A 25,535-nucleotide genomic window follows, 5' to 3' on the forward strand; every position below is an offset into this window, starting at 1 on the left:
TGCCAACAAAACTCCCCCCCTGCTGGAACAGAATAACAAGAAAGAGGGTGCTTGATGACAAGCCCCTCTTTCTTGTTACTGATTTAATTGTCCTTCTGTTCAGGTATTCACTCCCATAATGCCTGATTTAAAGCTCCCTATAGGCTGGCTGCATGAACTCCGGGGTAGAAGATTGATCCACCACCGGGGGTTCAACATATGGCGACTGAACTGACGCTTGGGTTTGATCGTACAATGGCATTGTCGGCTGTGCTTTTTGATAGGGCTCATTTACAAACATGATTCTACGCTGAACTTGCATAAGCCCATTCACGACGCGAAGCGCGATCCAAAAAAGTACAACTCCCACGCCTACGTAAAACATATATTGCTGATTATAGGTCCAATCGATATGAAAATAACTGAACAAACTATGTTCCAAAATATCCAGCTGCATTTCATTCATCAAAATGATATGCACAACGGGAAGGGCAATCAATCCAAGTCCTAGTGAAATCGCAGTAACCATAATAACAAAGAACACGATGCCTGTTACAAATCTCAAGATGACGAGCAGCAGATTTCGGATAAATAGTTCGCCGTCAAAGCCTCTCACCATTCGCATAAACCAGTTCGGCCCAGCAGCGGACTGTTGATTGTTCGTATACGAAGCAGTCATAGCCGGCAAGCCTAAAATTTGTCTAATTATGCTTTGTTCAAATTTCACAATCCCATCCAAAAGCTTAGCTACTCCAAAAAACATGGGTATTCCGATAAATATGGGAGTTAACCCAATGGAAAGAGCGAGCCCCGTTATCGCTACAGTAAAATAAATAATTCCTAACGGGAGAGCTAGCAATAAATAGAGGATCGTTGCATAGGTTTTTGGATTAAAAAGCACCCAATTCACTTTCCCTGTCGGCATTTTGGCATTCACTTCAGTTGCCTTCATATCAAACACTTCCTTTAGATTCATAAGTTCACGTTCTAAATTATGAATCCTATTATAACCGCCTTATTCGCCTGTCATAACCGTCTTAGGGAGTGTCCGAACCTAGTCTTTAGGCTAGGATCTATATCTGATTATTAGAATCGATATCTTTTCATCTGTCTTTGCGAACCGTCAACGCCACTGACTCCACATATGTGGAGTGCTCCGTTAGAATAACCTAAAATGTGGCTGTATTCACCCTTTAAACAAGAACGAAGTAGTCAAAAATAAATATACTTAAACATTACATCGTTTCAACAAATAGGTATGTTATTATAATTTTATACATTTGTAACAGGGAGAGATTTAGAATTGAATAATAACTTGAGTATCGCAAAGGAAGCATTAAATAACTACTCAATAACATGTAGATCAATTGACTTTATTGGACAGAGTGCAAATATTATCTATAAAATAACTGACCTAGAAAACAACTGCTATAGTCTCCGCTTACATCTATCAAACAGCGAAACCATCGAAAGTTATTGGACTAAACAAGAAGTAATTCGCTCAGAAATGGTTTGGCTTCACTCCTTAACTTTGGATACAGATTTAACTCTACCTTCACCAATAAAGAATATTCACGGGGAATTCATTACTGATGTAAACAGCACAAAATGCACTTTACTAAAATGGGTGGAAGGTGAGCAGAAACCATTCATTACTACATTAGATGATGCTGGATACGTAGGCGAGATGATCGGTAAATTACATAGACAATCATCGGATTGGAACCCCCCCAATTTATTTGAACGTCCTACATTTGATGGCTCTCGAATATTGCAATCACTTGAAAAGCTTAAAGAGCAGTCTAATGCAGGATTGCTTAAAGTAGGTGATAATGAGCTACTTCAAAATGCAGGTCAACGTGTAATTAATATGATGAACTCTATCGAGAGAACATCCGGCAATTGGGGCATGATTCATGCGGATTTGATTCCAAGTAATTTTGTATTTCATGGTAAAGAAACGAGACCTATCGATTTTGGTGCTTGTGGCTTTGGCTTTTATTTATTTGATCTTGGCTGGACTTTTTCATATATTCATCCTTCATTCAGAAACCAGTTACTTAAATCATATTCTAAATATTATTTGTTACCAGAAAACCATATTGAACTATTAGAAGGATTTTTTATTGCAGGACAACTTGAAACAATGAATTTTTGGCTGGGGCTACCAGACTCTCATGAATGGTTACCAGACCATATTAGTAAATTAGCCAATAGAGAAATTAATTGCTATGTCAAGAATGAATCGTTTCTTTTCAATGGTATACCTTATTGGGAATAAAATTTTCTTACATTGTTAAACTGTGCTGAAGAATACCCTGATTTATACACTGGATTGCACACAAAAAAGCATCTTCAGCAGCAGTGGCTGTAGATGCAACAATGGCATGGCTATATGGTTCTGGCGGCGAGCGCTGTCGCCGCCTCTTGACGAGGCGCCAAATGAAAATTCATTTACGAAACATAATGAATCAATACAACAAACGATAGGATGGTTAAGAAAATAATCATGGCTGTATCCTTAAAGGAATCCTTAACTCGAATATGTGAAAGGGTGCCGCCTACACCTGTAATAGCAAATATAAGCGCACCTGCCGCTGCAAAAGTTGAAGCCCAATATCCAACAATTAAAAGTGCTGCTCCTGCTAATTCAACAATCCCAGTTACAAATCGAAACCATTGGGGCAATCTCAAATGATTAAATGCTTCCACATGTATTTTGATACCCGTAACTTTTCCAAATCCTGCAAATAGAAACATCATTACAAGGATTCCTTGAAAGATATAAGTTAATATTTCCACGACACGTCTCACTTCCTTCTTCAATTTCGTGTTACTATACGTTACTTAGATAAAGCCCTGCGTACCATTGGTGCTACTTTGTTCGCCAGTAGATCCATTGCTTTTTCCACCCGAGATAATGGCTTACCACCCAGATCGAATTGTCCCATGAAGCGTGAATGCCCGAATAGCTCATGCTGATGCAAGATTTTCTCAGCCAATTCCTCTGCACTACCGACTGCCAAGATTTGTCCTGCTGCTCTCTGAGGCATCAATTCCTCTTCCGTCGTTCGAAATTGTTGGCCACGCTCCTTTAAGAAGTATCCAAAGTATTGATTATAGTGTGAAACAAATTCGGTAATCGCTTGTTCTCCAGTTTCCGCGATATACGAATGCCCCGACACTGAAACTCTTAGCTTGCTTAGATCATGACCTGCTTCTCTTGCAGCTTGCCAATAAAGGTCTACTAATGGCTTGGTGGATTCTGGACGACCGCTTAGCAAGCCAAGTGCCATATTTACTCCAAGTCTTCCTGCGCGAACGGCACTTGCAGGTGTGCCTCCCACCCCAATCCAGAGAGGAAGTTTCTTCTGAACGGGTCGAGGTGCTATTTGTGCATTTTGAAGAGAAGAACGAAACTTTCCTTGCCAGCTAACAACTTCCCGCTCTTGCAATTTCATAAACAGATGCAGCTTTTCATCAAACAATTCATCATAGTCATCTAGACTTTCTCCAAAGAGTGAGAATGATTCTAAAAATGCCCCACGACCTACAATAATTTCAGTTCGTCCGTTAGATAATAAATCAAGCGTTGCAAAATCTTCATAGACACGTACCGGATCCGCTGTGCTAATTACGGATAAGGTACTGGTTAGTTTAATATTTTTCGTCTCGCGTGCAATCGCTGCCAGCAGCATACCATAAGATGATGTTACAAAATCCAGACGATGATGTTCGCCAACACCAAATATATCGAGGCCTGCTTCATCCGCCATTTTTGCCACTTGAATTATAGCCTCGACTCTGGATTGTGCGTTAGGGCTATTTCCACTGGCATCAGGTATTCGTTCTCCTAATGAATATACTCCGAATTCAAATTCGACCATCTTCTTACCTCCTAGTCAATTTAAAAATTGTGCTCCCGAATTAAGATTTTCTCAACCCAACAGCTTTCGCTTATGCAACACTTGTAGTAAAATCAATGTAACAATTTGGATAACTATAAGCAATCAACAGTATTTCAGATCTATCGCTTAACCAACATAATGGTAAAAATGTCAAATAAACAGGTGAGAATATTATGGATAAACAAATCGATCCCCGTATTCTTCGCACTCGTAAGCTCATTATGGACGCATTTATTGAGTTAACTAAGAAAAAAGATTTTAATGACATCACAATCGGGGATATTGCATCTGCTGCAACGGTTAATCGCGCAACATTCTATAATCATTTCATGGATAAATATGACTTGCTTGAAAAAGTGTTAAGTGAAAGCGTGATGAGAGAAGTCCTTCAAGAAGTAAGTATGCATGAGGTCATTAACGAAGAGACGATCATATCGATTTTCACCTCGATTATTAAGTTCCACACATCGGTTGGCAACCAGTGTCAGCGAAGTTATAAAGCTTTTACCCCCCAAATAGAAGCGATCTTTAAAAAGGAGCTTCAAGCCTTTTTTTCAGAGTGGGCGCAAAGACAATGGTCTAACCAAAATCGAATAGAAATCGAGACTTTTGCGGTAATGTTAAGCTGGTCACTTTATGGGGCTGCAATGTATTGGATGCAAAACCGCATGACAAAACCAGAGGATTACGTAAAGCAAGTATTGCATAACATAAAAAGCATCTACAGCAGCGGTGGCTGAAGATGCAATTAAGCTAATGATAATATGGTCTGGTTACAACCTGCAAACATTTAGGGCACTCTATGCCTGTAAATAGCTTGCTCCAAAAAACCATAATTTCCACCACCAATCTCCTCAAGAAAAATACATTCAGGCAAAATTGGCAAAATTTTTTTTAATTCTTTATCGCCTCACACGTTTTTACCTTCACACTAATTTTTGTAATATAATCTTTTTCCTCTTTAGATGCAATCGAGTGCAGTAAATACTCCTCATAAATATCACCATCTAACGCCAACTGCTCCTGTTCTAAATAAGTGAGTAGCGTATGATAGGTCTTTGTCTGTAAGATTTCATCATAAGGTCCTTGATGATAAATGACCGCATAGTGTCCAGCTGGTTTGATTCTCGCTGACGGGTCATCTAGTCGACAAAATAGGTAGCTTAGATCTCCAGACTCCTTATTTAGAAAATCTTCTTTTGAATACACAATACCGTATGCGGCTGTACTTTTAACCCCAAGCTTTTTTAAAAATGGCGTAGATTGCTCGTAAAGTTCCTCCATTGATAACGACCAATCTATTTTATCGTCGCTATACACAACAGGTTCGGCTGGTAACTGCTTTATCAATACTTCTCCAAATGGGACTTCCTCCAGCTCTTTGGTCAGGGCAATCGCTCGGTCCAGGAAAAATTGTATGTCCTGCAATTTGTGGATTTCCCTTGCCACTTTTTCTTGATGTTCCATTGCTAATTGTTGTAAAGCTTGGACGTTAGGCGCGTCAAAATACGTTTTGAGTTCTTTAATCGGTACCTCAACTGCACGAAGCGATTGAATCGCTACAAATTGGTCGAACTGCTCAAATGTGTAGTAGCGATAGCCATTATCAAAAGTACCTGCAGGCTTAAATAAATCGATTTTATCGTAATAAAGCAACGTATCTTTATTGATTTCAAGTAACTTGGCAAATTCGCCTGTCGAATATGTTTTTTTGAATATATTTTTCATTTCTATTCACTTCTTTCTTTACTCTAGAGTTACTCCATACCTTATACTAATCCTTGCGAACATAACACGAAAACATAAATGAGACAAGCAATTACTAAGGTGTTGAACGCACTTATGTGGATGAGGAAGAGTGCCATGGGGTACTTTAATCAGTTTAAGAGAAAGGTTTTTTAGAAATGACAAAACAAAATGAACAAATTACATTAGCCCCTGTACCGCAGGAAGAGCTAGCAATATTTAAGGAAGAATTACAAGAGGCATTTATGAAAGGGTTACAAGATAGTTTTCAAGAAGCAGAGGACCCAACAGAAATGGGACCAATCCCCTCTGATGAAGATTTCGAGCATTCGCTCACTGCAAAAGATTCGGTTGTGCGTCAAATTGTACTAAATGGCGAAAGAATCGGTGGCGTCGTATTAAAAATTAATCCTGACACACAGCGAAACGAAGTGGACTTCCTGTGTATTAAGGCTAGTGCACACGGCAAAGGTCTTGGCACTAAAGCATGGGAAGCGATAGAAGCAGCATTCCCAGAGACGGAGGTTTGGGAGCTGCACACACCGCATTTTGAAAAGCGTAATATTCATTTTTACGTTAATAAATGCGGCTTTAAAATTGTCGAGTTTTATCACCAAGGCAACCCGGAGCCGAATGTTGAAGGCGAAGAGCCGGATTCAGATGAAGAATATGAGTTTTTCCGTTTTGAAAAGGTCATGGCGAAAGTGAGCAGTGAATCATAATGCAAGGGAAAATCCCACAGCTTTGGATTTTGATGAATCGCAGTCGAATGGCGAAGGGGCAATTAGTCCTTTTATTTTTTATAAGTATCGTAGAGGTGGCAGCTGGACTAGCTGTGCCACTACTAACAATGAAGCTTATTAATCAAATTTCAGATACTGGTTTTGTATTCACGTCGCTCTTACCAGTCATTGGCGTTTTAATTGTACAGGCGATGCTGAGTGCCGTTACATTTTATATGATGCGTCGTTTAGGTGAAAAAGTTGTCGCGAATTTACGAACAGAAGTATGGGAGCATATGCTGCATTTACGTATATCATATTACGATGCACATGAATCAGGCGAAACGATGAGTCGCATTACGCAGGATACAAATGTCGTAAAAGAATTTGTGACTGAGCAGTTCGTAGCTTTTGTTTCAGGGATTTTTGCGATTCTCGGTGCCGTCGTTGTTTTACTGTGGATTGATTGGAAAATGACGCTACTACTACTTATTGCTGTCCCACTGACGATTTTTGTGACGTATCCGTTAGGGGAAAAAATGTATGCCATCTCGAAGGACAATCAAGATGAGCTAGCCGGGTTCGGTGGACGCTTAGGGCGTATTTTATCAAACATTCGCCTTGTGAAAGCCTCACAAACCGAGCAGCAAGAGCTAGCAGGCGGAAAAGAACAAATTCACCAACTGTACAAGTACGGGTTAAAAGAAGCGAAAATTGTTGCGATTCTTTCACCACTTATGACGTTGCTCGTGATGGTTGTTCTTATTGCAATTTTTGGCTACGGTGGTTCACAGGTGGCTTCAGGTGCAATTAGTTCTGGCGAGCTTGTGGCAATCATGATTTATTTAGTGCAGATTATAATGCCATTTACACAAATGGCGACGTTCTTCACCGATTTGCAAAAAACACTTGGTGCGACAGAGCGGATTGTTGAAGCACTCAATGAGAAGCGTGAAGTACAAGACGGGAAACCAGTATCGGCCACACCACTACCTATCCACTTCCAAAACGTATCGTTTAAATATAATGAAAAGTACGTACTAAATGACATGACATTTACGTTAGAACCGAATGAAACGACTGCCTTTGTTAGCCGAAGTGGTGGTGGGAAAACAACGATGTTCTCCCTTATTGAACGATTTTATGACGTGACAGCAGGTGCGATACTGTATGGTAACGAAAACATTGAGCAATTTAACTTAACAGAGTGGCGTGGGCTGTTTGGCTATGTAAGTCAAAATGCACCGTTATTAAATGGAACGATTCGTGACAACGTCATGTATGGGACGAATGGAGCAAGTGAACAAGAGGTACTTGCCGCATTAAAAGCAGCCTATTCCTACGATTTTGTCATGCAGCTGGACAAACGCCTCGATACAGAGGTTGGTGAAGGAGGTATTAAGCTTTCAGGGGGTCAAAAACAGCGTATTGCAATTGCTCGCGCGATTTTACGAAATCCGAGAATCTTATTACTTGATGAGGCGACAACGAACTTAGATAACGAATCAGAGCGTGAAGTGCAGCTTGCCCTTCAAGCGTTAACAAAAAACCGGATGACAATCATCATCGCCCATCGATTATCCACAATTACAAGTGCAGACCAAATCCTTGTCTTTGAAGAAGGACGCCTGTCAGGTCAAGGCACACATGAAGCATTACAAAAAACACATCCGTATTATCAACAGCTTTGGCATAATGGTCGTTTGACTGAAGATTAGACTAAAGGATGCAAAAAGGTTTCTAGTAAGTTACTTTCGTGTTCTCTTTGAAAATAAAGACATTAAAATAGCTAATGAACTGGAAGTGGGACAGAACAAAATCCCACTTCCTAAATCTTAATAAATTTACATATTCAATCAGCCTCTAAATGCAACATTCCATAAAAGAATGCTATTCAACAATATGGCTCGGAATCCGTTCTTCGTAATTTATTATACTAACTCCAACAAAGCGACCGCTTCACAATGCACCGTATGCGGGCAACAATCCCTTTATCACGCTTTCTGTTATAGTGACAAGAAACCGCAATAAATAAGGCTTTTTTTTAAACCCTTATGTTTTATTATCATAGATTATCGGCTTTTAACATCAAGTTTCACATCAATTTCACATCAATTAATAAACTTACACTTCGACTTCTTCCTCGTCCATTTCATAGTATGTGATCGTACCATCTTCATATTCAATAGCTCTAAGAATGTAACCTTCTTCACCAACTAGTGGACAAACCAGTTCCCATCCCTCCGATGAAAGTTCATTCAAGACCTCAACTAATGTCGCGTCTTCTCCATAGGTTCTGGTAAGATCAGAACATTCAAATTCCCAACACTTTTCGAATTTCACATCCACGTTATACGTTACAATTCGTATAAGTGTAGCATGCTGCCTATATCTAATTTCATCCACAATCTCTTTCATGCCCATAAATCAATCCCTCGTTTCTACTCATTCAATGTATTTACTCTTCAAAACTATATCCTCATTGCAATTTACGTATTCCCTAGGAAAAAGGGGATAAAGGGGAATTAAAACGAAATCCCTTGCTATATAAGGCTTTACAGGTATTTCTTTTTCCCGTATTTACTTCTGATTAAGTCGGGGATTAAGGATCGGATCTAATTTTGTTTTCGTATGATTATTTTTATTCGTGGCTATCATGTGTAATATCACACATCCAAGGGGCGGCGATGAGTATGAATAAAACACATGAGCCATATAATCCAGGCTTGAGTGAAGAGGCTTGGGAAAAACTACATGCCTTAATGGCTCGTCTCTCCATTAAATATTCAGACCGAGTAAATAAGGACGCTGCACTTGAAGCCTTACCGCGAAAAGAATCGGAAGTAAAGAAAAGCCCACAGACCATATAGGTTAGTGGGCTTTATACGAGCAGATTTACACGAATTAAAAAGAGGCCCGGGTAAGCCCAGTCCCCTTTATTTGTTACCTTAATTATATAACCAGATGGCGCTAAAGTCAATCAGTTTCTTTCTTGATTCGATAATAAGTTAGGTTTGGAAATGCCTTTAATCCATACCCCCAAAAGTCTCCATTTGATCGAGAATAGAACTTCGGTTTTATTTCTATGTAAGATTGATACCCCTTCGCTCTACTTATTATCTTACGAGCTATTGGATACACAATAAGATCAGTAAGTTGATTGCCGTTTTCGTTATTAACCTTTGGAATAAACTCCAAGTCTGTTATACAACTCTTAAACTCTGAACTCGATATATTTTCATTACCAAACTCCATTAATCTTTTGAATACTTTGTACAGTCTTTCGTTATCAGCATCTTCTCTTGATTCAGCTACAAGCAATGCCTTATTTCTACTTCCTTTAAAATAGAAGTAAAGTCGCTCCATAACAAATTCTAAAGTTAATACATAAGGATTTTCAGGAGCTGCATAAGTTCTTAGATGGTCTGATTTATTTATTCCGGCTGCAATTATTTTATAATCAAGACCACTTACGAATCCTGTTACATCATCCAAAAAGCGAATTCTAGTCTCGGGATCCCTTAGTATATTAAATAGCCCTCTCTGTTTTCTTATATCTACTGAATGAAGTATCACATTTCGATGTTTCCAATATTTATACTTAATACCGTCAATTGTAGGGTTAACTATATTGTAATAGTAATCCTTTTCAAAGATAACACCACCTAGAGCAAACACAGGAAACTGACGATCAATATGCTGCATGCTATGGTCTCCAGACTCATCTAAGAACACTAAGTGAGTATGCATCTTGTCACCCCGAAAAAAATGATAGTTCTATCCTACCATATTTTTCATTGTATTAATATAACAATTGGCTGATGCCCGGATCTTATAAAACAAAAAAAGCCCCACCATAAAGGTAAGACATATACTGATAGTCTCAGATTACGAAAGTACGCTAAACCCCAATTTGACGCCATTAATTGCCATGTATAAAATGGCGGGAGTTTGTCTATATTTATAACTTGGAAAAGTGGAGCCAGCTTGCTATTGATGTACCTAATAGTACTTAGGGAAATTTTGGAGCCGGGAGGCCGCGCTATGATTGGGCTCTTGGACAAGCATCTACACCGCTACCCCCCCATTTCTACACTGCTACCCCCCTTTTTTTTGTACCAGATTAAATTTGAGGACACCTCTACACTCTAAGTTTTTCTAAGTTTTGTAGTGATGAAAAGAATACTGTCCGCTTTGTGGACAGCATCGGGAGAGAACTAAGAATATCATGCCTGTTATCAGTCCGCTTACAGTCCGCTTTCGGTTTCAAAATCGTGATAAAGCCCGTAGTTACATACGGTTGTGGTGGTTCGTTTGCAGTCCGTTTCTTTGATAAAGTCAACAAATATGTTATAATATACATAGGAAATTTAGAGGTTTGGCCGCTGTAAACCGTAACGTTCTCCGTTTTGGAGAATTATCAGGAGCAGCGTCTAAACCTCTTTTTATTTCAACGAATCTGTATTTTCGGATGCGTTCCATAGGAAAGGTGCGCGGCATATTCTCACAGTCCAAAATTGGACTCATTTCATCAACCGGCGCAAAATTGCGCTCGTTGGCCAATAGGAGCGTTTCCACCAATCTGCCCCCTTATTGCTCGTGTCTTTGCCCATCACTCTGCCCCTATCCCGATAGACACTATAAGCCGCAATGGTTAGCGGCTTTCCCTTCATTGCCCCTCACATTTTTACTCAGCGCAAAATTGTGCTCAGTGGTGGTCAACTTGTTCATAAGTACGTTCCCTTTTTTCGGATTGTACTCGAACTGTCTTGAATATCCATCTGTAAACTCCACTAACATATCAAGCGATGAAACTCCTAAATCGAACATCGATGTTCGATCTGAAAAACGTTCATACACGCGAATGAATCTATTAACATGTTGAGGACGGTTCGCCACACAGCACCTTTTCCCCGGATTTGGGGAATACTACTAATGACGATAGAGACACGCCACCAGAGCGCCGAGAGCGGCTGTTTTAGCGACTTTGTAGCCGACTTGGTATAAATACATGGTAAGCGAGTGCGAGACCTTAAAACGCGATGTAGAACACCCTATAATAAGGTTGTCATCAAATTGAGGGGAACCTTTGGATCGGATACCCTAGCCTCGTTCGTTGGTATGGGTTGACTGCTCAAAATTGAGCCGTGAAAATTCTTCGCTGCATCAAACCCCAGATTTGGGGAATGATAATTGAGTTTGTTTTGTAAAGCAATGTAGCAACTTGCCAGGGACTTCTTTTCTAACATGGTGGATCGCCATATAAGAAATTATGAGAACGCATTTTTCCGTTTTCAGAATACTTGGCCACAAAGCATCTTTGACGACCTACTTTCAAAGTATATCGTCCTGGTGGTTATTCTGCTGGTTGCGAGCTCCATACGATCCGCATGGTAACTGGCCTTGTTGCTGGTTGTTCTGTTGGTTACCTCGCTGGTTATCACGTTGATAAATCCGTGAACTGGTAAATTTGCCCATACTCATTTTATGCGTACTTCGCCCCCTCTCTCAAACGTCAGTTTTGATCTTACTCAGTTTTGAGTAATAGCCGAGTAAAAAGCCAGTACTGGAGCTGTCGGTCTTTTTTGAACGATAGCGGAGTGTCTTCATGACGTTTATACGGATTTTCAGAGGATCAAGACTTTATTCCGCTTTTGGAAGAAAGACAGAGGGTAGCGCAAGCTGCGCCATCCCGATTAATGTATACATAAACCCTTATTTATTCCGCTGCATGGTGACATAAATGCTCATGTAGTATCCAACCCCCGTCAAGTTGACGGGTACTGAATCCATTTCTGGACTGAGTAAAGCGAATTTTCTGAGGCCTTAAAAAGAACAAAAGGACTGCTCAAAATTGAGTCGTCCAAACTATGGACTGCAACGGATAAGATGTTAGTCAAAAAAAGACTAACTTCAAAGTAGTTACCGACAAACCGTCGAGTACTGACGGATCGTGAATTTCAAGGTTCGTTGTAATTTGCGAGAAATGATTATTAGAACCCTCAAATATGAGTTTTCCGCATCCGCATTCCATACGCAAATTGCGGACGGTGTATGAATGTACTTCCGAAATTCTGAACCACAAAAAGGCATCCCCAACTTACGGATACCCTTATCCTTAATCGTAGCACGTTCCACGGTTCAAGTTATACGAGCTTTGCAACACCCAGCAACCTTTACCGACTTGGTAGGGGTTGCTGAACTTTCAGCGCCCCTTGACTTTACAAGCGTGTAAAAAAGTACAGTTGTAAGATCACAGCTATTAGCCAAAAAAAGACTAACAGCGTCGTTGCTTTCGTCGTTGCTTTCGTCGTTGCCTTCGTCAGCTGCTCGATCCTGGCGCTATGCGTTGTTGACGATGATTCAACCTTTCTTGCTGTTGCTCTCGTCATCGTGGCCATACTCTATTTAGGCGCCGGGCAAACCTCTAATAAAGAGTATTGCTTTACAAATAGAGGGCGCCCCTAAAATGTCCTACCCTCTGAACCGAAAATTCGGCTGAGTGGATCTCGCGTACTAAATTTTCAGTAAGCGCCATTTATATAACCGTAAAACGTTTTGCACTTGTAATACCAATATTTGTTAAACGGAAAATTCCGTTCAGTGTTGTTATACGGTGCTCACTTTATCGCATTAACGCAACCTACATATGTACAAAATTCATATTTTGACTACATATCTGTAATGTCCCTATAGGACAACGAACCCGCACCATTCTAAGGCTCTCCGCAAAATGCGGGGAAGCACCATCTTGTGCTCGCCTCGGTAAAAGCCTCAAAGTTGCACTATTTTGACGTTTCAAGGGCTTTTCCACCTTCAAAATCGACTTTATATTGGTTTCCGAAAAAAGAGAAACCATCCCAGGATCAGATTCACCAAAACGGTAAAACTACCCCGATTATTGGTCAGTCATTTTTGGACAACCAATATTTTGTATACTCACTCGCCCCAAACTTGGGGTTAGTTGCGGACATTTTTGTCTTCTTCTCCGTAAAGGGGTGGGTGCCTCTTTGTAACATTCCGATCCGGAAGGCTAGAGGTTCGGATATGGCGATTCGCCATGTCTGCTACTCGCAACAATTTTGTTGTTAGTGAGGACGTTCCCCCGTTTTGGTATATCTGTTTCTCTTTTTCCCGATTTCAAATCGGAAAATTCAATCTTGCCGAATTCAGCCAAGTCCAAGGAGAAGCCAATATAGACCATCTTTCTTTATATGCGTGTAAATGTTAGTTATTTGCCTATCATACGGTTTTCGTACGAAGCTGCCAAAAAAAGAAAGGAGCCAGGTTCACCGAATTAATCGGCATACCTAGCCCCATGTTCACCTTAACCCTTTCTTCCCTTCCAGTACATCCCCTTACGCTTCAGCGTGGCCATTAATCGGCGATTAAATAGCGAGGGTTGTTCTAGTACGTGATCGGGCAGATCAAACCATATAGCCTTAGCAGGGAGCTCGAGCTCGTCCTGGATGTTGGAAACCATATGCACTACCTTATGAAGCGGAAATGATTCTATTGTTGTCATTCCGCCACCGTGATCAAATCTAACATGGATGTTATAGAATCCATCGGCGTTAGCTTCAGCAACAACATATTTTCCAGCCGGGAACCGCTCAAAGGGGTTATGCTCCTTCAAGTCATATGTGTTAAATGTCGCCGTGCTCATTCGTATATTAACCTCGATCCGCCCGACGCTATTTCTTCTTCTAATCTACTGGCAAGCCTGGCGGCAATTTCATCAATATCAGACTCCTGTCTCACGTGCATGCCCCCCTCAACGGATACAGTAGGTGTTAGGGTTACATAGTTCTGGATCGACTTCATTTCTGCTAGCTCACGCATCGTTTTGAGGTCTTCGCTGCTGATATCCACTTTATCCTCAATCTTGCCTATTTTGTTCACTTTGTCGATGTTCTTTATACCCTCGCCTGGCAACATCCCCGCGCCTCCGAATGCTCCAAGACTATTGGCCATGTTAGCCTGCTTCGCTATCTGGTCTTGCGCTCTCTTGTTGGCACGATCGTTTAGGAATGCCGTTTCCTTCTGGGCTCTTTCCTGGGCTTTGATACCCGCCATTGCATAGGCCGCATCCTTCTGTGCGCCAGCAAATTCAGCGATTTTACCCGCTACATCTTCCATATTGAACTTGGCTTGAATTTCATAGCTAGAGCCAGTCACTTTATTAATAAGTTCTAGCACCGCATTAATCCCAGATATGATGCCATTTATCACAGCATCATAGATTTTTCCGATGCTACCAGCCCACCATTCAAAAGGCTTCATCATCCACTCGACCAACTGCCAGAAATAAGCTGGGATCGTATCAAAGAAATTTAGAATGCCGTTCCACGCTTTGTATAAAGCTACCGCAAACTTATCATTAGTATTCCATAGGTGTATAAGCCACGTTATAAGCCCTATTACAGCCGTTACAACCAGGAATATGACATTAGCCTTCATAACCGCATTCAAGCCAGCCCATGCCACCTTAAGCCCCTGTGTGACCGCTATTTGAGCAAACATAGCTAGCGTCTGTACCGTTGTCGCTGCCGCAGCTGCTCCTTGGGCAATTGCGTTCATCATCACAACGGATTTCATAACTACAAACGCCCCCACCACTCCATACACTATAGGAGCTATATATGGCCAGTTCGTTGAGAAGAAGTTATACACCGCTAGGGAGGCGTCAAACAGCCAAGTAAGCCCCTCTATAGCCTTCTGGATACCTACGGCCAACATATCAAAGTACGGTTGCATTTGTCCTGACTGAAATGCCTGGTTTATCCTTTCGATCGTCGGCACCAGGGATTGTAACGCGCTATTTCCCGCATTGGCCAAATTGAATTTAAAGGTGTTCATAATGGATTGCCATTTTGCGGCTGGTGAATCTAACATCTTCTCAAACGCTTCTTGCGTCATGTTTTGTTGGTCTAGCAACTTATTCATACCAGCAATGAATCCCGTAATATTGCCATCCATACCCGCTAGTCGCGCCTCGCTGTCTTTCAGTAAGGTTCGGGACATGTTGAACCTTTCGGCAATGGATGTGTAATCACCAGACATGAGTTCCTTCAGGGAAAAAGCCGCTCCTTCCAATCCTTCTGCTGGATTCAGCTTCGATAGACGCATTGTCAGCAAATTAAGCTCTCCTAACTGCTTCGGATCCATCGTATTAGACATGAAGGACATTGTCCCTTTTAGTGCTGCATTGACGTCTTGGCCGTATTTTAGCGCCATCTTGGTAGCTTCTCCATAAATTGCTTGGCCTAAATCTTGGTTTCCAGCTCTAGCCGCGAATGCATCGGTCATTTGTTGCTGATTCATTGCACCGCCGACAGTAGAACCAAATAATTGTTTTGCTCCTGATAAGGAGAGGTATGCTGCCGCCATGCCTTTTACACTCCGTAGGAGCCCATTACTCGAATCAACCCCGCGCCTCATAGATTGATTGAATCTTTCTTGTTCTCGAGTAGATTGTTCAATTGATTTTCTTATTTCCGCTTCTGCTGAAACAATCTTGCTTTTAGCTGCTGCTAACTGCTTGTCAATAGCAGTGTTTCTCTCTGTTACACTCTGCATCCTTTGCATAGTGGAAATCATCATATTCATGCTGCTAGTAATGTTTTTCAGCGGTCTACTCATTGCGTCAAACATTTTCAAAGTAGATGCTACAGTTGCCATAGCATTACCTCCTGATCCGTGAGGACGTGAACCTTCTGGACGTTAGCATTAGTTAGCAATTCGTTTTTGATCATATACATTTCCCCTTGTTCGTTTCTGATTTGCACCTTATCATTTACTAGCATTTACTAGCATTTTTTCACCCTTTTTATCCGAACATTTCCGAACATTCTCGCACCCTTTTTATCTGAGTATTTCTTATCATCCTATGACCAATTAGCCATGATCCATAGGCCTATCGGCAGCTCTCTCTCGGGCGGTTTCTCGCATTTCTTCGTTGCAACGTTTTTGCGTTGCGTTGCATCATTGCGTTGCCCCTTTTATGTGAGCATTTGCAAGCATTTCTGCAACGTTTTTATCTGAGTAATTCCGAGTAATTCCGAGTAATCTTTGCGTGCATCTCACAACCGTCAAGTTGACGGGCATGAACCACAGCACCCCTTTTTATGTTAGGGTTTGCTAGGTAGCTTGCACCCCTTTTGTGTGCACCCAGGCATGCCTATTTTCGCAATGGAAACCCGGATTTCCATTTAAACCGCCCCTTTTTATGCAAGCATTTGCAAGCATTGTTTTGTGTGCACTACCTACGCGCGCGAATGTCTAGTTTGATCAAAATCGGAACTTGAATTCCGTTTTCAACAGTGCACTACCTACACGCGCGCGAATGTCTAGTTTTGTTAGGTTCTCTTTTAAGAAAAGGCAGCAAGGTTTCCCCTGCCGCCATCCGTTTAAGCTTCTGGAACGCCGTCACGTTCACCCTCATATTTGTATGCCCAGTCAGGGACTTCGCCACGATAAAATGCTGAGTCGAACTCCGCATAGGTTGGAAGAATACCAATATTCCCTTCGCCATCATGAAGCACTTCGCGAATATCAAAGCTTAGGGATCGGTATGAATTTCTATTTCCGGTTCTCAATTCCGCTCGTTCCAATTCGTTATCAAGCGCCGTAAGCTCCGCATTCACCTCTGTGTGAGCCTTTTTAAGTTGCAACAACATATTAGCCCGGTTTCTACGCATTTCCTCTAGCACGTCATCAATGACGCCCTTAAGCTCGCGTGCTCTTGCCTCTGCGCCTTCTCTGGCCTTTCTCACTAGTGGCGCCAACTGCTCGTTTTTGGACTGTTCAATCCTGGTTACCCGCTCGCTAGTAAATTCAATACCCTTTTCTAGCTCCGCAAGTTCTGTATCAACCTTCTTAAAGTCCGAATAACTGTATTGTTTCGTGCCTTTCGTGTCTTGATCAACCATATCCATGCGTTTTTGTGATAGCTTGTAATGCTGCTCTTTTAGGCTGTGAAGTTCTTCCCTCGCTACTCTTAGCCTATCTTCAAATTCCTTTGCGGCTACTTCATATTCTCTCAGTTCTTTAATCGACATTAGTATCTTCCTTCCCCTAAATATCTACTTTCCTTACCAAAAAAAAGCTCTTGTTTTTGTATTGCTTCAGCTTCTTCTCTAGCTTGTTTGCGCATTTCCTCAAACATTTTTTCTAAATCCATTTTCTTATCTGTGTTGTTCTCCATTAATAAAAACTCCCTTCTTCCCTCGTCTGAAATCTCCTGTAATCGTTATTCCTGCATAGGAGCCTTTTCCATTAGCCCCTGCCAAAAGCTAAAGTCATCCAGCGGCTCCGGTTCATCTAGCTGTCTCCGCTCCTTTTTAGGCTTCCGATCCTCTAGGATGAACTCATACCGCAAATTGATACTTGCCATGAGACTATCTAATTCTTCTGGCTTCTTTCTCTCATATTCGTACATTATGAGTCTGATTAACTTGTCCAGCGTACGAACCCTTGTCCTGTCTGTTTTAATGGTTACTTTGCTGTCGTCCATGCAGATTTCAAAGGTTTTCAGCTTCTTCAAATCAGATCACCCCTAGGGCAAAGTAGATGCTCAAAAAGATCACGTACCTACAATTACTTATACATTTGATAATCATCCAGAATCACCTTATTGCAATGCAACTGCAATGCAAGTGCATACGTTTTGTTGTTCACTTTCCTATATGCCCGCGCGCTAACCATTGCCACACCTCCATTAATCCCCGCCCCTTGCTGTTCGCAGTGCCGTTCTTTATCCGTTCCAGGTTGACGATCCAATGGCTAAAGAATGCTTTTATGTCACGGGTTTACCTTCAATTAGGGGTGTTCTCGGTAGGGCTTATGTGGTGTTCTGAGTTAACACATCAGCCCGTTTAAAATACTGGGTTTTACTAGGATGCACGCACACAATGTGATGGTCGGTGTACGTCGTATGGGTCTCTTTAAGCTTGTGAACTGCTATCTTTCTTTTATATACATTTCAATTTCAACTTTCTTCAACAATTCATCAAAGGTACGGATTTCATACTTTTGGTTATAAAACTCAACTGTCGTCAAAATGGGGACAGCTCAAAGTTGAGCCGCGTGCCCTTCCCATATTCACCACCCCCTTTTCTTCGTAATAAATGCCATGTACTTATTAGCTTGCTGTACTGCAATATCAAAAGGAACTTTATTCACAATGGATCTGATTGAAATAGAATGTCCCTTCCCAGGCTGCCATGTTTCACGCCATGCGCTCCATTTACCACCTTTGATCATGATAAATACATGGCTGTTGCTGTTGTACTGCGCCTCGTACGCCTCACCTGAGATTAGAGGAAGGAACCCGGCCTTTTTTGCCTTCTTATCCATTCTCTCTATCTCGTTCAAACGAATGATTTCATTTGCTGTTGGCATGGTATCCTTCCTCTCGATCATTTATTTGTATTTATCCTCTGAAAAAGGGGATATAGGGGATTAATACCGAAATTCCTTGGCTTGACCAAGTTTATAGGTTTTACTTATTCCAGAAATAAGTTCGGAATAATTCGGGTATTAAATGCTCATGCAATCTCACTTGATTGATTCAGTTCAATTAATCGTTTTGGTCTCCCTCGGCCTGGTATTGTTTTCACAGTAATGAGGCCGTTATCTTGCATTTTCTTTACTGCACTTTGGAGCTCATCACTCTTAACCGTCCCCTTGAATAAATCGTTAATATCAGTAAGGCTTAGCCCCTCTGGTTGCCCCTTCAGCCTAGTCAATATTTTGCTAATTATAGGATCGTTGGTAAGCTCCTGTTCGCCAAAGATGAACACCACCGATTTATAGCAATAATCCCATAATGCTAACGCTGCCCTTAGATGTTCTATCCGGACAATGTTCGATAGGTCTAGTAGGGCGTAGATGCAAGCCAAACGCATCACGTAGGGAATAACCCGACTTGTGGAAGCTCCAATGATACCAGTCGCATCACGCTGTAAAGGTTCATAAATGCGTTCCCATAGCTGATTTGCGGCTTCGTCACGCTCCATAGGAAACGGATCGCCATTATCATCAAGCGGCATTCCATTCATGGCATAGTCACAGGCTTCTTTGATCCTGTTAACGATAGGCTCAACGTCTAACTTGTGGAATTCACCACCGCTGGGTAATGATTTGGATTGCTGAACATACAGCCACAAGAAGCGATTCACAAAGCCGTTATGAATCTCATTCCCTGTTAATAGCTTCCTTAGTTCCTCGGGCGTGATATGACCCAATATGGAGATATGTGACCTTGATGCTTGCATAGGATTTTTAGTTAGCGTCCTAAGCTCTCCGCTTCCGTCCCAGGCATTTCTAATAATCGCCGATAGAGTATTGCCCTCCCGGCGTAATACGTTAAGTACGGATCCAAATTCACTTTCTATGACTAGTAAACGCTTATCTTCAACCCCTGGATCAGTAATTACATCCTCATATTCCCCCGTGGGTCTCTTATCTTTCCCCTTGCCTTCCATAACTGGCCTGGATTCTATTACCTGATCCCTTACTGAATAAATAAGCCCTTCGCCGCTGGACAGCCCTGATTTCTTGCGTATATTGAATTCCACATCTACGGCATTCATAAGCTTTAGTACTGGATCAAGGGACGTTCCCTTTTTCCCCCGGAAAGTAGCCCCGACCAACACGGCAAAGAGTCTCATATGGTGTTTGCCGCCTGATACAACAAAGTGAGCACTGTCACCGATCATGTTTCCGTACATAGTAAGAAAATTAATAAGTACAGCTGCTGGATCAGCTTCTGTATGAGGATCAATGAACCTGACAATTTCACCAGCCAACCCATATAGTGCAGCTTCTCCCAATTTGCCATCAAATTCCGGTCTAGGATTGAAAATAAAGTCGAACTCAGTCTCGTCAAATTCCCCAGGCTGTGGTATATTATTATTAAGCTTTCTACTATTGGACGGATTATTATATTGCACCACAACACCCTCTAAAGCTTTACTTATAGTTCGTTCCCGGTAGTCATCACGGTTCCATTTATCACGCATTAACCCACTGTCCCTGAACAAACGGTCAATTTGTTCGGGATTTTTTGTGTAAAAAGCAAGCATGTTACATAGGGCTTGTTCGGCTTCGCTTTGACTGTTGTATGCACTCCACTTGCCGGAGTATAGTATTTCAAACCTTGCCCCGTTTTTTGCCTTCTTAGCGAGCCTAAGTACCGTTTCATCCTCTAGGTTCGGCTCTTTAACAGGTTCGACTTCATGAAGAGGTGTTTGTGCTGGAAACAGATGATTATATAAGTTAATAAGTTCTGGCTGCCTTTCCTCGATATGTGACGGTGTTCCGTTCACATGGTCTCCTGTAAATACAATGAACCTCAGTTCGTCGTATATTTCTATGTTGCGTGTCCTACTTCGTTCTCCCGGTTTACTACCCCGTATAACGATATGAATGCCTTCACCGCTCTGGCTACGTTCCGTATAGCTATCGAACCTTGAGATAATATCCCTCGCCTCATCATCTAGCCTTCCATTTTTGACACAACCGTCAATGTCAATCACCACAATTGAATGATCAGATTGATTTTTTGTAAGCACAAAACCTATCCCGGAATATGCCTTGTTGTCCCTAAATGCTGTTATTACTTCCTCGAAGGTTGACCAGGTTGACGGATCGTTTACAGAAGCGTGCTGACCTGTTGAAGAGTATGGAACTTTTGTTGGCTTCGCTCCCGGCCTGCGCTGTTCCAGTTTCCACAACACCCATTGGGGGATGTCTTTTAGCTCAGACGGTATCTTTTCAAATAGCATCAAATCACCGCCTAAGCTTGGCTTACTTGCGCATACTCTCCACGCAGCCAAGTCTCGATTACATCCCGATGGAATAGAATCCGCCCCCGAACCCTCGTATGTGGAATTTGCCCCTCTCTTGCCATCGCGTAAACCGTAGTTTGAGATACACCGATCAATTCTGCGGCTTCAGTTACTGTTAATGTGATACGTTTCATTTATTCCACCACCTCACTAATATTTTCAACATTGAACAATGTCTTTTCCTTTGAGCCAAAGTGTTTTATGAGAATTTTTGCTATGACCTTGTGCAAGTCTTCCCATGCTCTATCTGACATGCCAGGAGGCTTTATAGCTGTACGTCCAGCGTCCCTCATGCACTAGTCGCCTCACTTTCCTCTCTGACAGTTTTAAATAGCGTCTGAGTTAATTCACTCGCCTTTTCAGAAGAGCCTCTTAATTCATCTAATACGTGCCGCATTAAATGAGACAATAGCCTTACCTGTCTGTGGTGTTCCCTATAGTAAAATTGTTGTTCCCCCCTAAACACCGCAGTGTCCATGCCTTCGCGCAAGTGCCCAAATTCAATTTCTATATCTGATAAAGTCTCGACGGCCGCCTCAATAAAATTCGCAGTATTATCCAATTCAGAAGCAATTTCTTGCAAGTGATTTTTCATAATCTTTAACCTCCGAAATATTATTTTGTTCTCGAAAGAGATAGAGTTGTTCACTTACGGTCGACAAGCTACATGAAAAGCAAATTTGTCATTCCATAACCCAACAGAACCCCGACTAGGAATACAGCTGAAAACAACACAGCGTCTTTTTGTTCCTTTCTCACAGTGGCCTTCCCCTTCCGTTATTCCTTCTTGCCTAGCGCAACGATCCAAGAGCCAGTTTCGTCTAACCAATGATCCCGGAGAGGATAACCATCTTTGATATGTTTCAGAATCGTATCGAATTGAAGAACCAATTCCACACTGTCATTACATGGATCTAAATGAATCGTTATGCCTTCTTCCCGTTCCCGGATCGTATCAGCTGCCATTTTAATTTTTCCAAGAATATAATGAAACATTTCCATGTCATGGTTGAACAGGTTTGAAAGGATTGTTCCCACAACTGGAGTAAGCTCCTGTTCTACATCAAAATCAGTCATATTACCCTCTTCGGCCTTGTCCAATACTTCAAGACATTCATGGATCGGCAGAACACCTAGGTTCTCCTGTAAGTACTCCGCATAAGTCATTTTTTCCATTATTCATTCCATCCTCTCTTAAATTAATAAATTGAACCCCGGTAAGCATCGGCAGCTTCATTTAGTGTGACAAAATCAAACGATCGGTACATTGCCCTTACGAGCTCTTTGGTTAATGTCTCGTCCCACTTCATCTTCTCGGCTGCAAGGATCGCATAGCCTAAGCAGGATTGATTGTTCCACTCCTGTTCTGCTTGTCCTTCTTGCAGTCCCGCAAGGTATGCGTCTTTAATCATGGTGCCCACTGTGTCCAGAAGCTGGATCATATCCGAAGTCATACCATCGGGAAAGTGCTTCTTCTCTAGTCGGATACGGTTTTCAAGAATTGTGTAGTCTATATTGCTCATTCGTTTCACCTCACTCATATCATTTTGTTTTAAATTCCCACCAAATTGTTCAGTAGTCTGATCAATTTGATAAAACAAAGATACCAAATGATATTGTATATGTCAATACAAACTGTTGAATGTATAGAGCAAATTGTTTATACTTTAAAGCAAAATAACAATATAAGGTGGTAAATAATGATAAAGTGCAATTTGGCAGTTTTGTTAGCTGAAAGAGGAATGAACATTTCTGAATTGTCTGAAAGAACGGGGCTATCTAGAAATACGCTAAGCGCACTTCAAAACAATACGGGGAAAGGAATTCAATTCGATACAATGGATGCGATTTGTAAGCTACTCGATGTTCTCCCAGGTGAATTATTCACATACGCAGATGTGGGCTTTAAATATGTTTTTACCCACCCAAACAAACAACAAATTAAAACAGATGCTAAGGGAACAAGGGTATTATATGCGGTTAAATATTCTGGTTTTTACGAGGTAGAGATTTTTTATAACGAAAAGATAATTACAATGCTAGGTCTATTGAACACTGATGACTATCCTGAACGTACACAAGTTGTTTTTTCGGTTAAAGATAAATCCCGTCTTGAGAAGATTCCCTTGATTTTTAGACAAGAAATTTTTAACAATATCACTGATCTTGCGTTAAACGAAATAAACGTTTCATATGACCTACCGATCAAAATAGATAGAAGTTCTATAGAAATAAAGTTCTTGGATGATGAGTTCATAAGAAAAGAAATTAAAGATTTTATCAATTCTCAAGATGGTGAATTAGACGAATTCCTAGAAAAAATATAATGTCTATAATTAATCCCCGACTTAATCAGAAGTAAATACGGGAAAAAGAAATACCTGTAAAGCCTTATATAGCAAGGGATTTCGTTTTAATTCCCCTTTATCCCCTTTTTCCTAGGGAATACACATTTAAATGAAAAGGAGTGAATGAAATGGCCAATATCCAAAAACGTGGTGAAAACTCATGGTTCTTCACTGTATACACAGGTAAAGGGCCTAATGGAAAGTACGGACGTAAAACAAGGACGATCACGATTACTGATGAAGCATTACTAAAAACTACAAAGAAGCTTCAAAACTATTTAGAAGACGAATACTCCAAGTTTCGCCAAGAAGTTGAAGCCGGGGAATATATCGCACCACAGCGTATGACATTTGTTTCTTGCATAATAAAAGTGCCTAATATTGCAGCGTAAAAATGCCGAACTTTGATGCAAAAAAAGAGACACTTGTCAGCATCCCATTATCATCCTATCGTTATGTTTGCGACAACGTAGCGAGAGGAGAAATGAAAGGATGTTGAAAATGCCTCAACAAGACTATATCAGATTTCTACGCGAAGTAGAAGGCTGTTCTGTAAATGAAATAGCTGAACGTGTGGGGGTTCATTGGCGAACAGCAAAAAAATATGCCGATCAAACTAACTGGAATGTATCTGTGGCCAAACGAAAAAGTAGAAGTCCAGTCATGGGGGCATTTATGGAGATTGTCGATACGTGGTTGGAAGAGGACCGCTTGCTCCCCCGAAAGCAACGTCATACAGGTGTACGCATTTTTCAAAGGTTACGTGACGAACATCAATTTACAGGCGGACAACGTACAGTGCTAGCCTATGTGCAGAAACGAAAGAGTGAAATGGAACTGGAACGTGCCAAAACGTATGAACGACTAGAACATCCGCCTGGAGAGGCTCAAGTCGACTTTACGACCCTTGAGGTAAGCCAAGGGCACCATATGCTTACATATAAACTTCTGGTGATGTCTTTCCCGCATAGCAACGCTGCATTCGTTTATCCGACACCGGCGGAAAATCAGGAATGCTTCTTAGAAGCGATGAAGCAATGCTTCGAACAGATGGGCGGTGTTCCTCAGCGGATATGGTTCGACAACCTGTCTGCCGCCGTCGTGCATATCGAGAAAGGAGGCGAGCGGCAATTAACCGAAGGCTTTCTGCGATTCTGTGCCCATTACCGGTTTGAAGCTGTCTTCTGCAATCCGTATAGCGGTCATGAAAAGGGGCATGTGGAAAATAAATGCGGCTACTCTAAGAGGAACTGGGCCGTCCCCATTCCCATCTATGAAAACCATGAACAACTTGTCGCGTATTTCGCTGAGCAGGCAACTCAAGATCACCAGCGTAAGCATTATGCTCAAAACCGCCGAATCGCTGATCTGTGGGAGGATGACCGACGTAAGCTCCTTACATTGCCGGAGCATGGATTTGATGCTTTTCGCTTGGCTGCTGCGGTAGTCAATAAGTACGGGGAAATTCGGATTGAAGATACGACGATTCCGTTACTAGGAATGGTTGCGCCAGGTAGCGAGGTGCTGATCCAAACGTTCTGGGATCGTCTGGTTATCCTGAACGGTCACCACCAGAAGATTCGGGAGGTGCCTAGACCTTACACGGGACGAACGGCGGACGTTCCGTGGTCGAAAGTATTTAGCGGATGGTTGAGAAAACCGCGCAGTGTTACACATTCGCAGTTCCTTCGCATGCTGCCGGAGACACTGCACGTGTATGTGACGGTGAAGGATCTGGCTGAGCGAAAAGAGCGCCTTCAGGCGCTGTTGCACTGGAGCGATGTGTACACCATAGAACAGATCCAAGAGGCAATCGCTTTGCTAGGCCAGGATGCGGCAGTTTCCCGCGTCACGGGTATCCTTGGTATGAAATATGGAAGCCGAGACTTGCCCATTACGTGGGAGGAGAAGCTGTCGCCCCCGGGAACTCGTTTGGAGGGCTCTCTTGAGCGCTACGACCAGCTTGTGGGGGTGAGCTAA

Annotated in this window: 27 protein-coding genes; 8 read left to right on the forward strand and 19 right to left on the reverse strand. The window is 41.8% G+C overall.

All coding sequences use genetic code 11. From position 1 onward, the window contains the following. Positions 1-127: 127 nt before the first annotated feature. On the reverse strand, positions 128-931 hold the full coding sequence (locus EIM92_RS22975) for a sensor domain-containing protein (protein WP_125085330.1): 804 nt from the start codon (positions 929-931) through the stop codon (positions 128-130). Positions 932-1,282: 351 nt separating this feature from the next. On the opposite strand from EIM92_RS22975, the gene EIM92_RS22980 reads away from it, so the two are divergent. Beyond that, entirely contained in the window at positions 1,283-2,260 is a 978-nt protein-coding gene (locus tag EIM92_RS22980; RefSeq protein ID WP_125084840.1) for a phosphotransferase enzyme family protein, read from the forward strand. A 173-nt stretch (positions 2,261-2,433) separates the two neighbouring features. On the opposite strand, the gene EIM92_RS22985 is transcribed toward EIM92_RS22980, so the two are convergent. Both EIM92_RS22985 and EIM92_RS22990 read right to left on the reverse strand, forming a co-directional pair. Beyond that, complete coding sequence (locus tag EIM92_RS22985; RefSeq protein ID WP_125084841.1) at positions 2,434-2,781, reverse strand: DoxX family protein; 348 nt, start codon at positions 2,779-2,781, stop codon at positions 2,434-2,436. A gap of 41 nt (positions 2,782-2,822) precedes the next feature. After that, complete coding sequence (locus tag EIM92_RS22990) at positions 2,823-3,866, reverse strand: LLM class flavin-dependent oxidoreductase (RefSeq protein WP_125084842.1); 1,044 nt, start codon at positions 3,864-3,866, stop codon at positions 2,823-2,825. Positions 3,867-4,060: 194 nt separating this feature from the next. Between EIM92_RS22990 and EIM92_RS22995 the strand changes: the two genes are divergently transcribed. Beyond that, positions 4,061-4,627, forward strand: coding sequence for a TetR/AcrR family transcriptional regulator (locus tag EIM92_RS22995; protein ID WP_125084843.1), 567 nt, complete (start codon positions 4,061-4,063; stop codon positions 4,625-4,627). Positions 4,628-4,781: 154 nt separating this feature from the next. Here EIM92_RS22995 and EIM92_RS23000 read toward each other — a convergent pair whose 3' ends face one another. Continuing rightward, on the reverse strand, positions 4,782-5,615 hold the full coding sequence (locus EIM92_RS23000; protein WP_125084844.1) for a MerR family transcriptional regulator: 834 nt from the start codon (positions 5,613-5,615) through the stop codon (positions 4,782-4,784). 176 nt (positions 5,616-5,791) lie between these two features. On the opposite strand from EIM92_RS23000, the gene EIM92_RS23005 reads away from it, so the two are divergent. Continuing rightward, positions 5,792-6,355 carry a GNAT family N-acetyltransferase gene (locus tag EIM92_RS23005; protein ID WP_125084845.1) on the forward strand — a complete coding sequence of 188 codons (564 nt, stop codon included), beginning with the start codon at positions 5,792-5,794 and terminating at the stop codon, positions 6,353-6,355. Further along, entirely contained in the window at positions 6,355-8,073 is a 1,719-nt protein-coding gene (locus EIM92_RS23010) for an ABC transporter ATP-binding protein (protein WP_125084846.1), read from the forward strand. The genes EIM92_RS23005 and EIM92_RS23010 overlap by 1 nt, the downstream gene beginning before the upstream one ends. Before the next feature lie 406 nt (positions 8,074-8,479). Here EIM92_RS23010 and EIM92_RS23015 read toward each other — a convergent pair whose 3' ends face one another. After that, positions 8,480-8,779 carry a hypothetical protein gene (locus EIM92_RS23015; RefSeq protein WP_164515196.1) on the reverse strand — a complete coding sequence of 100 codons (300 nt, stop codon included), beginning with the start codon at positions 8,777-8,779 and terminating at the stop codon, positions 8,480-8,482. 269 nt (positions 8,780-9,048) lie between these two features. Between EIM92_RS23015 and EIM92_RS23830 the strand changes: the two genes are divergently transcribed. Then, positions 9,049-9,225: a hypothetical protein gene (locus EIM92_RS23830; RefSeq protein ID WP_164515197.1), complete on the forward strand. Its 177-nt coding sequence runs from the start codon at positions 9,049-9,051 to the stop codon at positions 9,223-9,225. 106 nt (positions 9,226-9,331) lie between these two features. Here the strand turns inward: EIM92_RS23830 and EIM92_RS23020 are convergent, their stop codons facing one another. The 14 genes from EIM92_RS23020 to EIM92_RS23080 form a co-directional block, all read right to left on the reverse strand. Continuing rightward, positions 9,332-10,105 (reverse strand): DUF3800 domain-containing protein, encoded by a 774-nt coding sequence (locus EIM92_RS23020; protein ID WP_125084848.1) that lies wholly within the window; start codon positions 10,103-10,105, stop codon positions 9,332-9,334. A 773-nt stretch (positions 10,106-10,878) separates the two neighbouring features. Then, positions 10,879-11,028 (reverse strand): hypothetical protein, encoded by a 150-nt coding sequence (locus tag EIM92_RS23835; protein WP_164515199.1) that lies wholly within the window; start codon positions 11,026-11,028, stop codon positions 10,879-10,881. A 1,548-nt stretch (positions 11,029-12,576) separates the two neighbouring features. Further along, the gene (locus EIM92_RS23025; protein WP_164515200.1) at positions 12,577-12,747 is read right to left on the reverse strand and encodes a hypothetical protein; all 171 of its coding nucleotides are present in this window, start codon (positions 12,745-12,747) and stop codon (positions 12,577-12,579) included. 935 nt (positions 12,748-13,682) lie between these two features. Beyond that, positions 13,683-14,021 (reverse strand): hypothetical protein, encoded by a 339-nt coding sequence (locus EIM92_RS23030; protein ID WP_125084850.1) that lies wholly within the window; start codon positions 14,019-14,021, stop codon positions 13,683-13,685. Beyond that, entirely contained in the window at positions 14,018-16,036 is a 2,019-nt protein-coding gene (locus EIM92_RS23035) for a phage tail family protein (RefSeq protein ID WP_125084851.1), read from the reverse strand. The genes EIM92_RS23030 and EIM92_RS23035 overlap by 4 nt, the downstream gene beginning before the upstream one ends. Before the next feature lie 728 nt (positions 16,037-16,764). Next, a complete protein-coding gene (locus EIM92_RS23040; protein WP_125084852.1) occupies positions 16,765-17,415 on the reverse strand; it encodes a hypothetical protein in 651 nt (216 codons plus the stop codon). Continuing rightward, a complete protein-coding gene (locus tag EIM92_RS23840) occupies positions 17,415-17,561 on the reverse strand; it encodes a hypothetical protein (protein ID WP_164515201.1) in 147 nt (48 codons plus the stop codon). The genes EIM92_RS23040 and EIM92_RS23840 overlap by 1 nt, the downstream gene beginning before the upstream one ends. Positions 17,562-17,606: 45 nt before the next feature. After that, positions 17,607-17,900: a hypothetical protein gene (locus EIM92_RS23045; protein WP_125084853.1), complete on the reverse strand. Its 294-nt coding sequence runs from the start codon at positions 17,898-17,900 to the stop codon at positions 17,607-17,609. Positions 17,901-18,457: 557 nt separating this feature from the next. Continuing rightward, positions 18,458-18,757 (reverse strand): hypothetical protein, encoded by a 300-nt coding sequence (locus EIM92_RS23055; RefSeq protein ID WP_125084855.1) that lies wholly within the window; start codon positions 18,755-18,757, stop codon positions 18,458-18,460. A 146-nt stretch (positions 18,758-18,903) separates the two neighbouring features. Further along, the gene (locus EIM92_RS23060) at positions 18,904-21,144 is read right to left on the reverse strand and encodes a phage NrS-1 polymerase family protein (protein ID WP_125084856.1); all 2,241 of its coding nucleotides are present in this window, start codon (positions 21,142-21,144) and stop codon (positions 18,904-18,906) included. Between the two features lie 11 nt (positions 21,145-21,155). Continuing rightward, positions 21,156-21,341, reverse strand: coding sequence for a helix-turn-helix domain-containing protein (locus tag EIM92_RS23065; RefSeq protein ID WP_125084857.1), 186 nt, complete (start codon positions 21,339-21,341; stop codon positions 21,156-21,158). Positions 21,342-21,496: 155 nt separating this feature from the next. Beyond that, positions 21,497-21,802, reverse strand: a complete 306-nt coding sequence (locus EIM92_RS23070) for a hypothetical protein (protein WP_125084858.1) — start codon at positions 21,800-21,802, stop codon at positions 21,497-21,499. Between the two features lie 182 nt (positions 21,803-21,984). Then, a complete protein-coding gene (locus EIM92_RS23075) occupies positions 21,985-22,383 on the reverse strand; it encodes a hypothetical protein (RefSeq protein ID WP_125084859.1) in 399 nt (132 codons plus the stop codon). A 23-nt stretch (positions 22,384-22,406) separates the two neighbouring features. Further along, positions 22,407-22,730: a hypothetical protein gene (locus tag EIM92_RS23080; RefSeq protein ID WP_246021137.1), complete on the reverse strand. Its 324-nt coding sequence runs from the start codon at positions 22,728-22,730 to the stop codon at positions 22,407-22,409. A 177-nt stretch (positions 22,731-22,907) separates the two neighbouring features. On the opposite strand from EIM92_RS23080, the gene EIM92_RS23085 reads away from it, so the two are divergent. From EIM92_RS23085 to istA, 3 genes are all read left to right on the forward strand, one after another. After that, on the forward strand, positions 22,908-23,534 hold the full coding sequence (locus EIM92_RS23085) for a helix-turn-helix domain-containing protein (RefSeq protein WP_211344401.1): 627 nt from the start codon (positions 22,908-22,910) through the stop codon (positions 23,532-23,534). 149 nt (positions 23,535-23,683) lie between these two features. Further along, positions 23,684-23,947, forward strand: a complete 264-nt coding sequence (locus EIM92_RS23090; RefSeq protein WP_125084861.1) for a hypothetical protein — start codon at positions 23,684-23,686, stop codon at positions 23,945-23,947. A 100-nt stretch (positions 23,948-24,047) separates the two neighbouring features. After that, positions 24,048-25,535: an IS21 family transposase gene (gene istA, locus EIM92_RS23095; protein ID WP_125084303.1), complete on the forward strand. Its 1,488-nt coding sequence runs from the start codon at positions 24,048-24,050 to the stop codon at positions 25,533-25,535.

The sequence above is a fragment of the Paenibacillus lentus genome, assembly GCF_003931855.1.
Taxonomy (GTDB): Bacteria; Bacillota; Bacilli; order Paenibacillales; family Paenibacillaceae; genus Fontibacillus; species Fontibacillus lentus.

Excerpts from the sequence above, each read along its gene's own strand:
- EIM92_RS22975 (WP_125085330.1), bottom strand. The coding sequence starts at position 931 with ATGAAGGCAACTGAAGTGAATGCCAAAATGCCGACAGGGAAAGTGAAT.
- EIM92_RS22990 (WP_125084842.1), bottom strand. The coding sequence starts at position 3,866 with ATGGTCGAATTTGAATTCGGAGTATATTCATTAGGAGAACGAATACCT.
- EIM92_RS22995 (WP_125084843.1), top strand. The coding sequence starts at position 4,061 with ATGGATAAACAAATCGATCCCCGTATTCTTCGCACTCGTAAGCTCATT.
- EIM92_RS23000 (WP_125084844.1), bottom strand. The coding sequence starts at position 5,615 with ATGAAAAATATATTCAAAAAAACATATTCGACAGGCGAATTTGCCAAG.
- EIM92_RS23005 (WP_125084845.1), top strand. The coding sequence starts at position 5,792 with ATGACAAAACAAAATGAACAAATTACATTAGCCCCTGTACCGCAGGAA.
- EIM92_RS23010 (WP_125084846.1), top strand. The coding sequence starts at position 6,355 with ATGCAAGGGAAAATCCCACAGCTTTGGATTTTGATGAATCGCAGTCGA.
- EIM92_RS23015 (WP_164515196.1), bottom strand. The coding sequence starts at position 8,779 with ATGGGCATGAAAGAGATTGTGGATGAAATTAGATATAGGCAGCATGCT.
- EIM92_RS23830 (WP_164515197.1), top strand. The coding sequence starts at position 9,049 with ATGAATAAAACACATGAGCCATATAATCCAGGCTTGAGTGAAGAGGCT.
- EIM92_RS23020 (WP_125084848.1), bottom strand. The coding sequence starts at position 10,105 with ATGCATACTCACTTAGTGTTCTTAGATGAGTCTGGAGACCATAGCATG.
- EIM92_RS23835 (WP_164515199.1), bottom strand. The coding sequence starts at position 11,028 with ATGAAGGGAAAGCCGCTAACCATTGCGGCTTATAGTGTCTATCGGGAT.
- EIM92_RS23025 (WP_164515200.1), bottom strand. The coding sequence starts at position 12,747 with ATGACGAGAGCAACAGCAAGAAAGGTTGAATCATCGTCAACAACGCAT.
- EIM92_RS23030 (WP_125084850.1), bottom strand. The coding sequence starts at position 14,021 with ATGAGCACGGCGACATTTAACACATATGACTTGAAGGAGCATAACCCC.
- EIM92_RS23035 (WP_125084851.1), bottom strand. The coding sequence starts at position 16,036 with ATGGCAACTGTAGCATCTACTTTGAAAATGTTTGACGCAATGAGTAGA.
- EIM92_RS23040 (WP_125084852.1), bottom strand. The coding sequence starts at position 17,415 with ATGTCGATTAAAGAACTGAGAGAATATGAAGTAGCCGCAAAGGAATTT.
- EIM92_RS23840 (WP_164515201.1), bottom strand. The coding sequence starts at position 17,561 with ATGGAGAACAACACAGATAAGAAAATGGATTTAGAAAAAATGTTTGAG.
- EIM92_RS23055 (WP_125084855.1), bottom strand. The coding sequence starts at position 18,757 with ATGCCAACAGCAAATGAAATCATTCGTTTGAACGAGATAGAGAGAATG.
- EIM92_RS23060 (WP_125084856.1), bottom strand. The coding sequence starts at position 21,144 with ATGCTATTTGAAAAGATACCGTCTGAGCTAAAAGACATCCCCCAATGG.
- EIM92_RS23065 (WP_125084857.1), bottom strand. The coding sequence starts at position 21,341 with ATGAAACGTATCACATTAACAGTAACTGAAGCCGCAGAATTGATCGGT.
- EIM92_RS23070 (WP_125084858.1), bottom strand. The coding sequence starts at position 21,802 with ATGAAAAATCACTTGCAAGAAATTGCTTCTGAATTGGATAATACTGCG.
- EIM92_RS23075 (WP_125084859.1), bottom strand. The coding sequence starts at position 22,383 with ATGGAAAAAATGACTTATGCGGAGTACTTACAGGAGAACCTAGGTGTT.
- EIM92_RS23080 (WP_246021137.1), bottom strand. The coding sequence starts at position 22,730 with ATGAGCAATATAGACTACACAATTCTTGAAAACCGTATCCGACTAGAG.
- EIM92_RS23085 (WP_211344401.1), top strand. The coding sequence starts at position 22,908 with ATGATAAAGTGCAATTTGGCAGTTTTGTTAGCTGAAAGAGGAATGAAC.
- EIM92_RS23090 (WP_125084861.1), top strand. The coding sequence starts at position 23,684 with ATGGCCAATATCCAAAAACGTGGTGAAAACTCATGGTTCTTCACTGTA.
- istA (WP_125084303.1), top strand. The coding sequence starts at position 24,048 with ATGTTGAAAATGCCTCAACAAGACTATATCAGATTTCTACGCGAAGTA.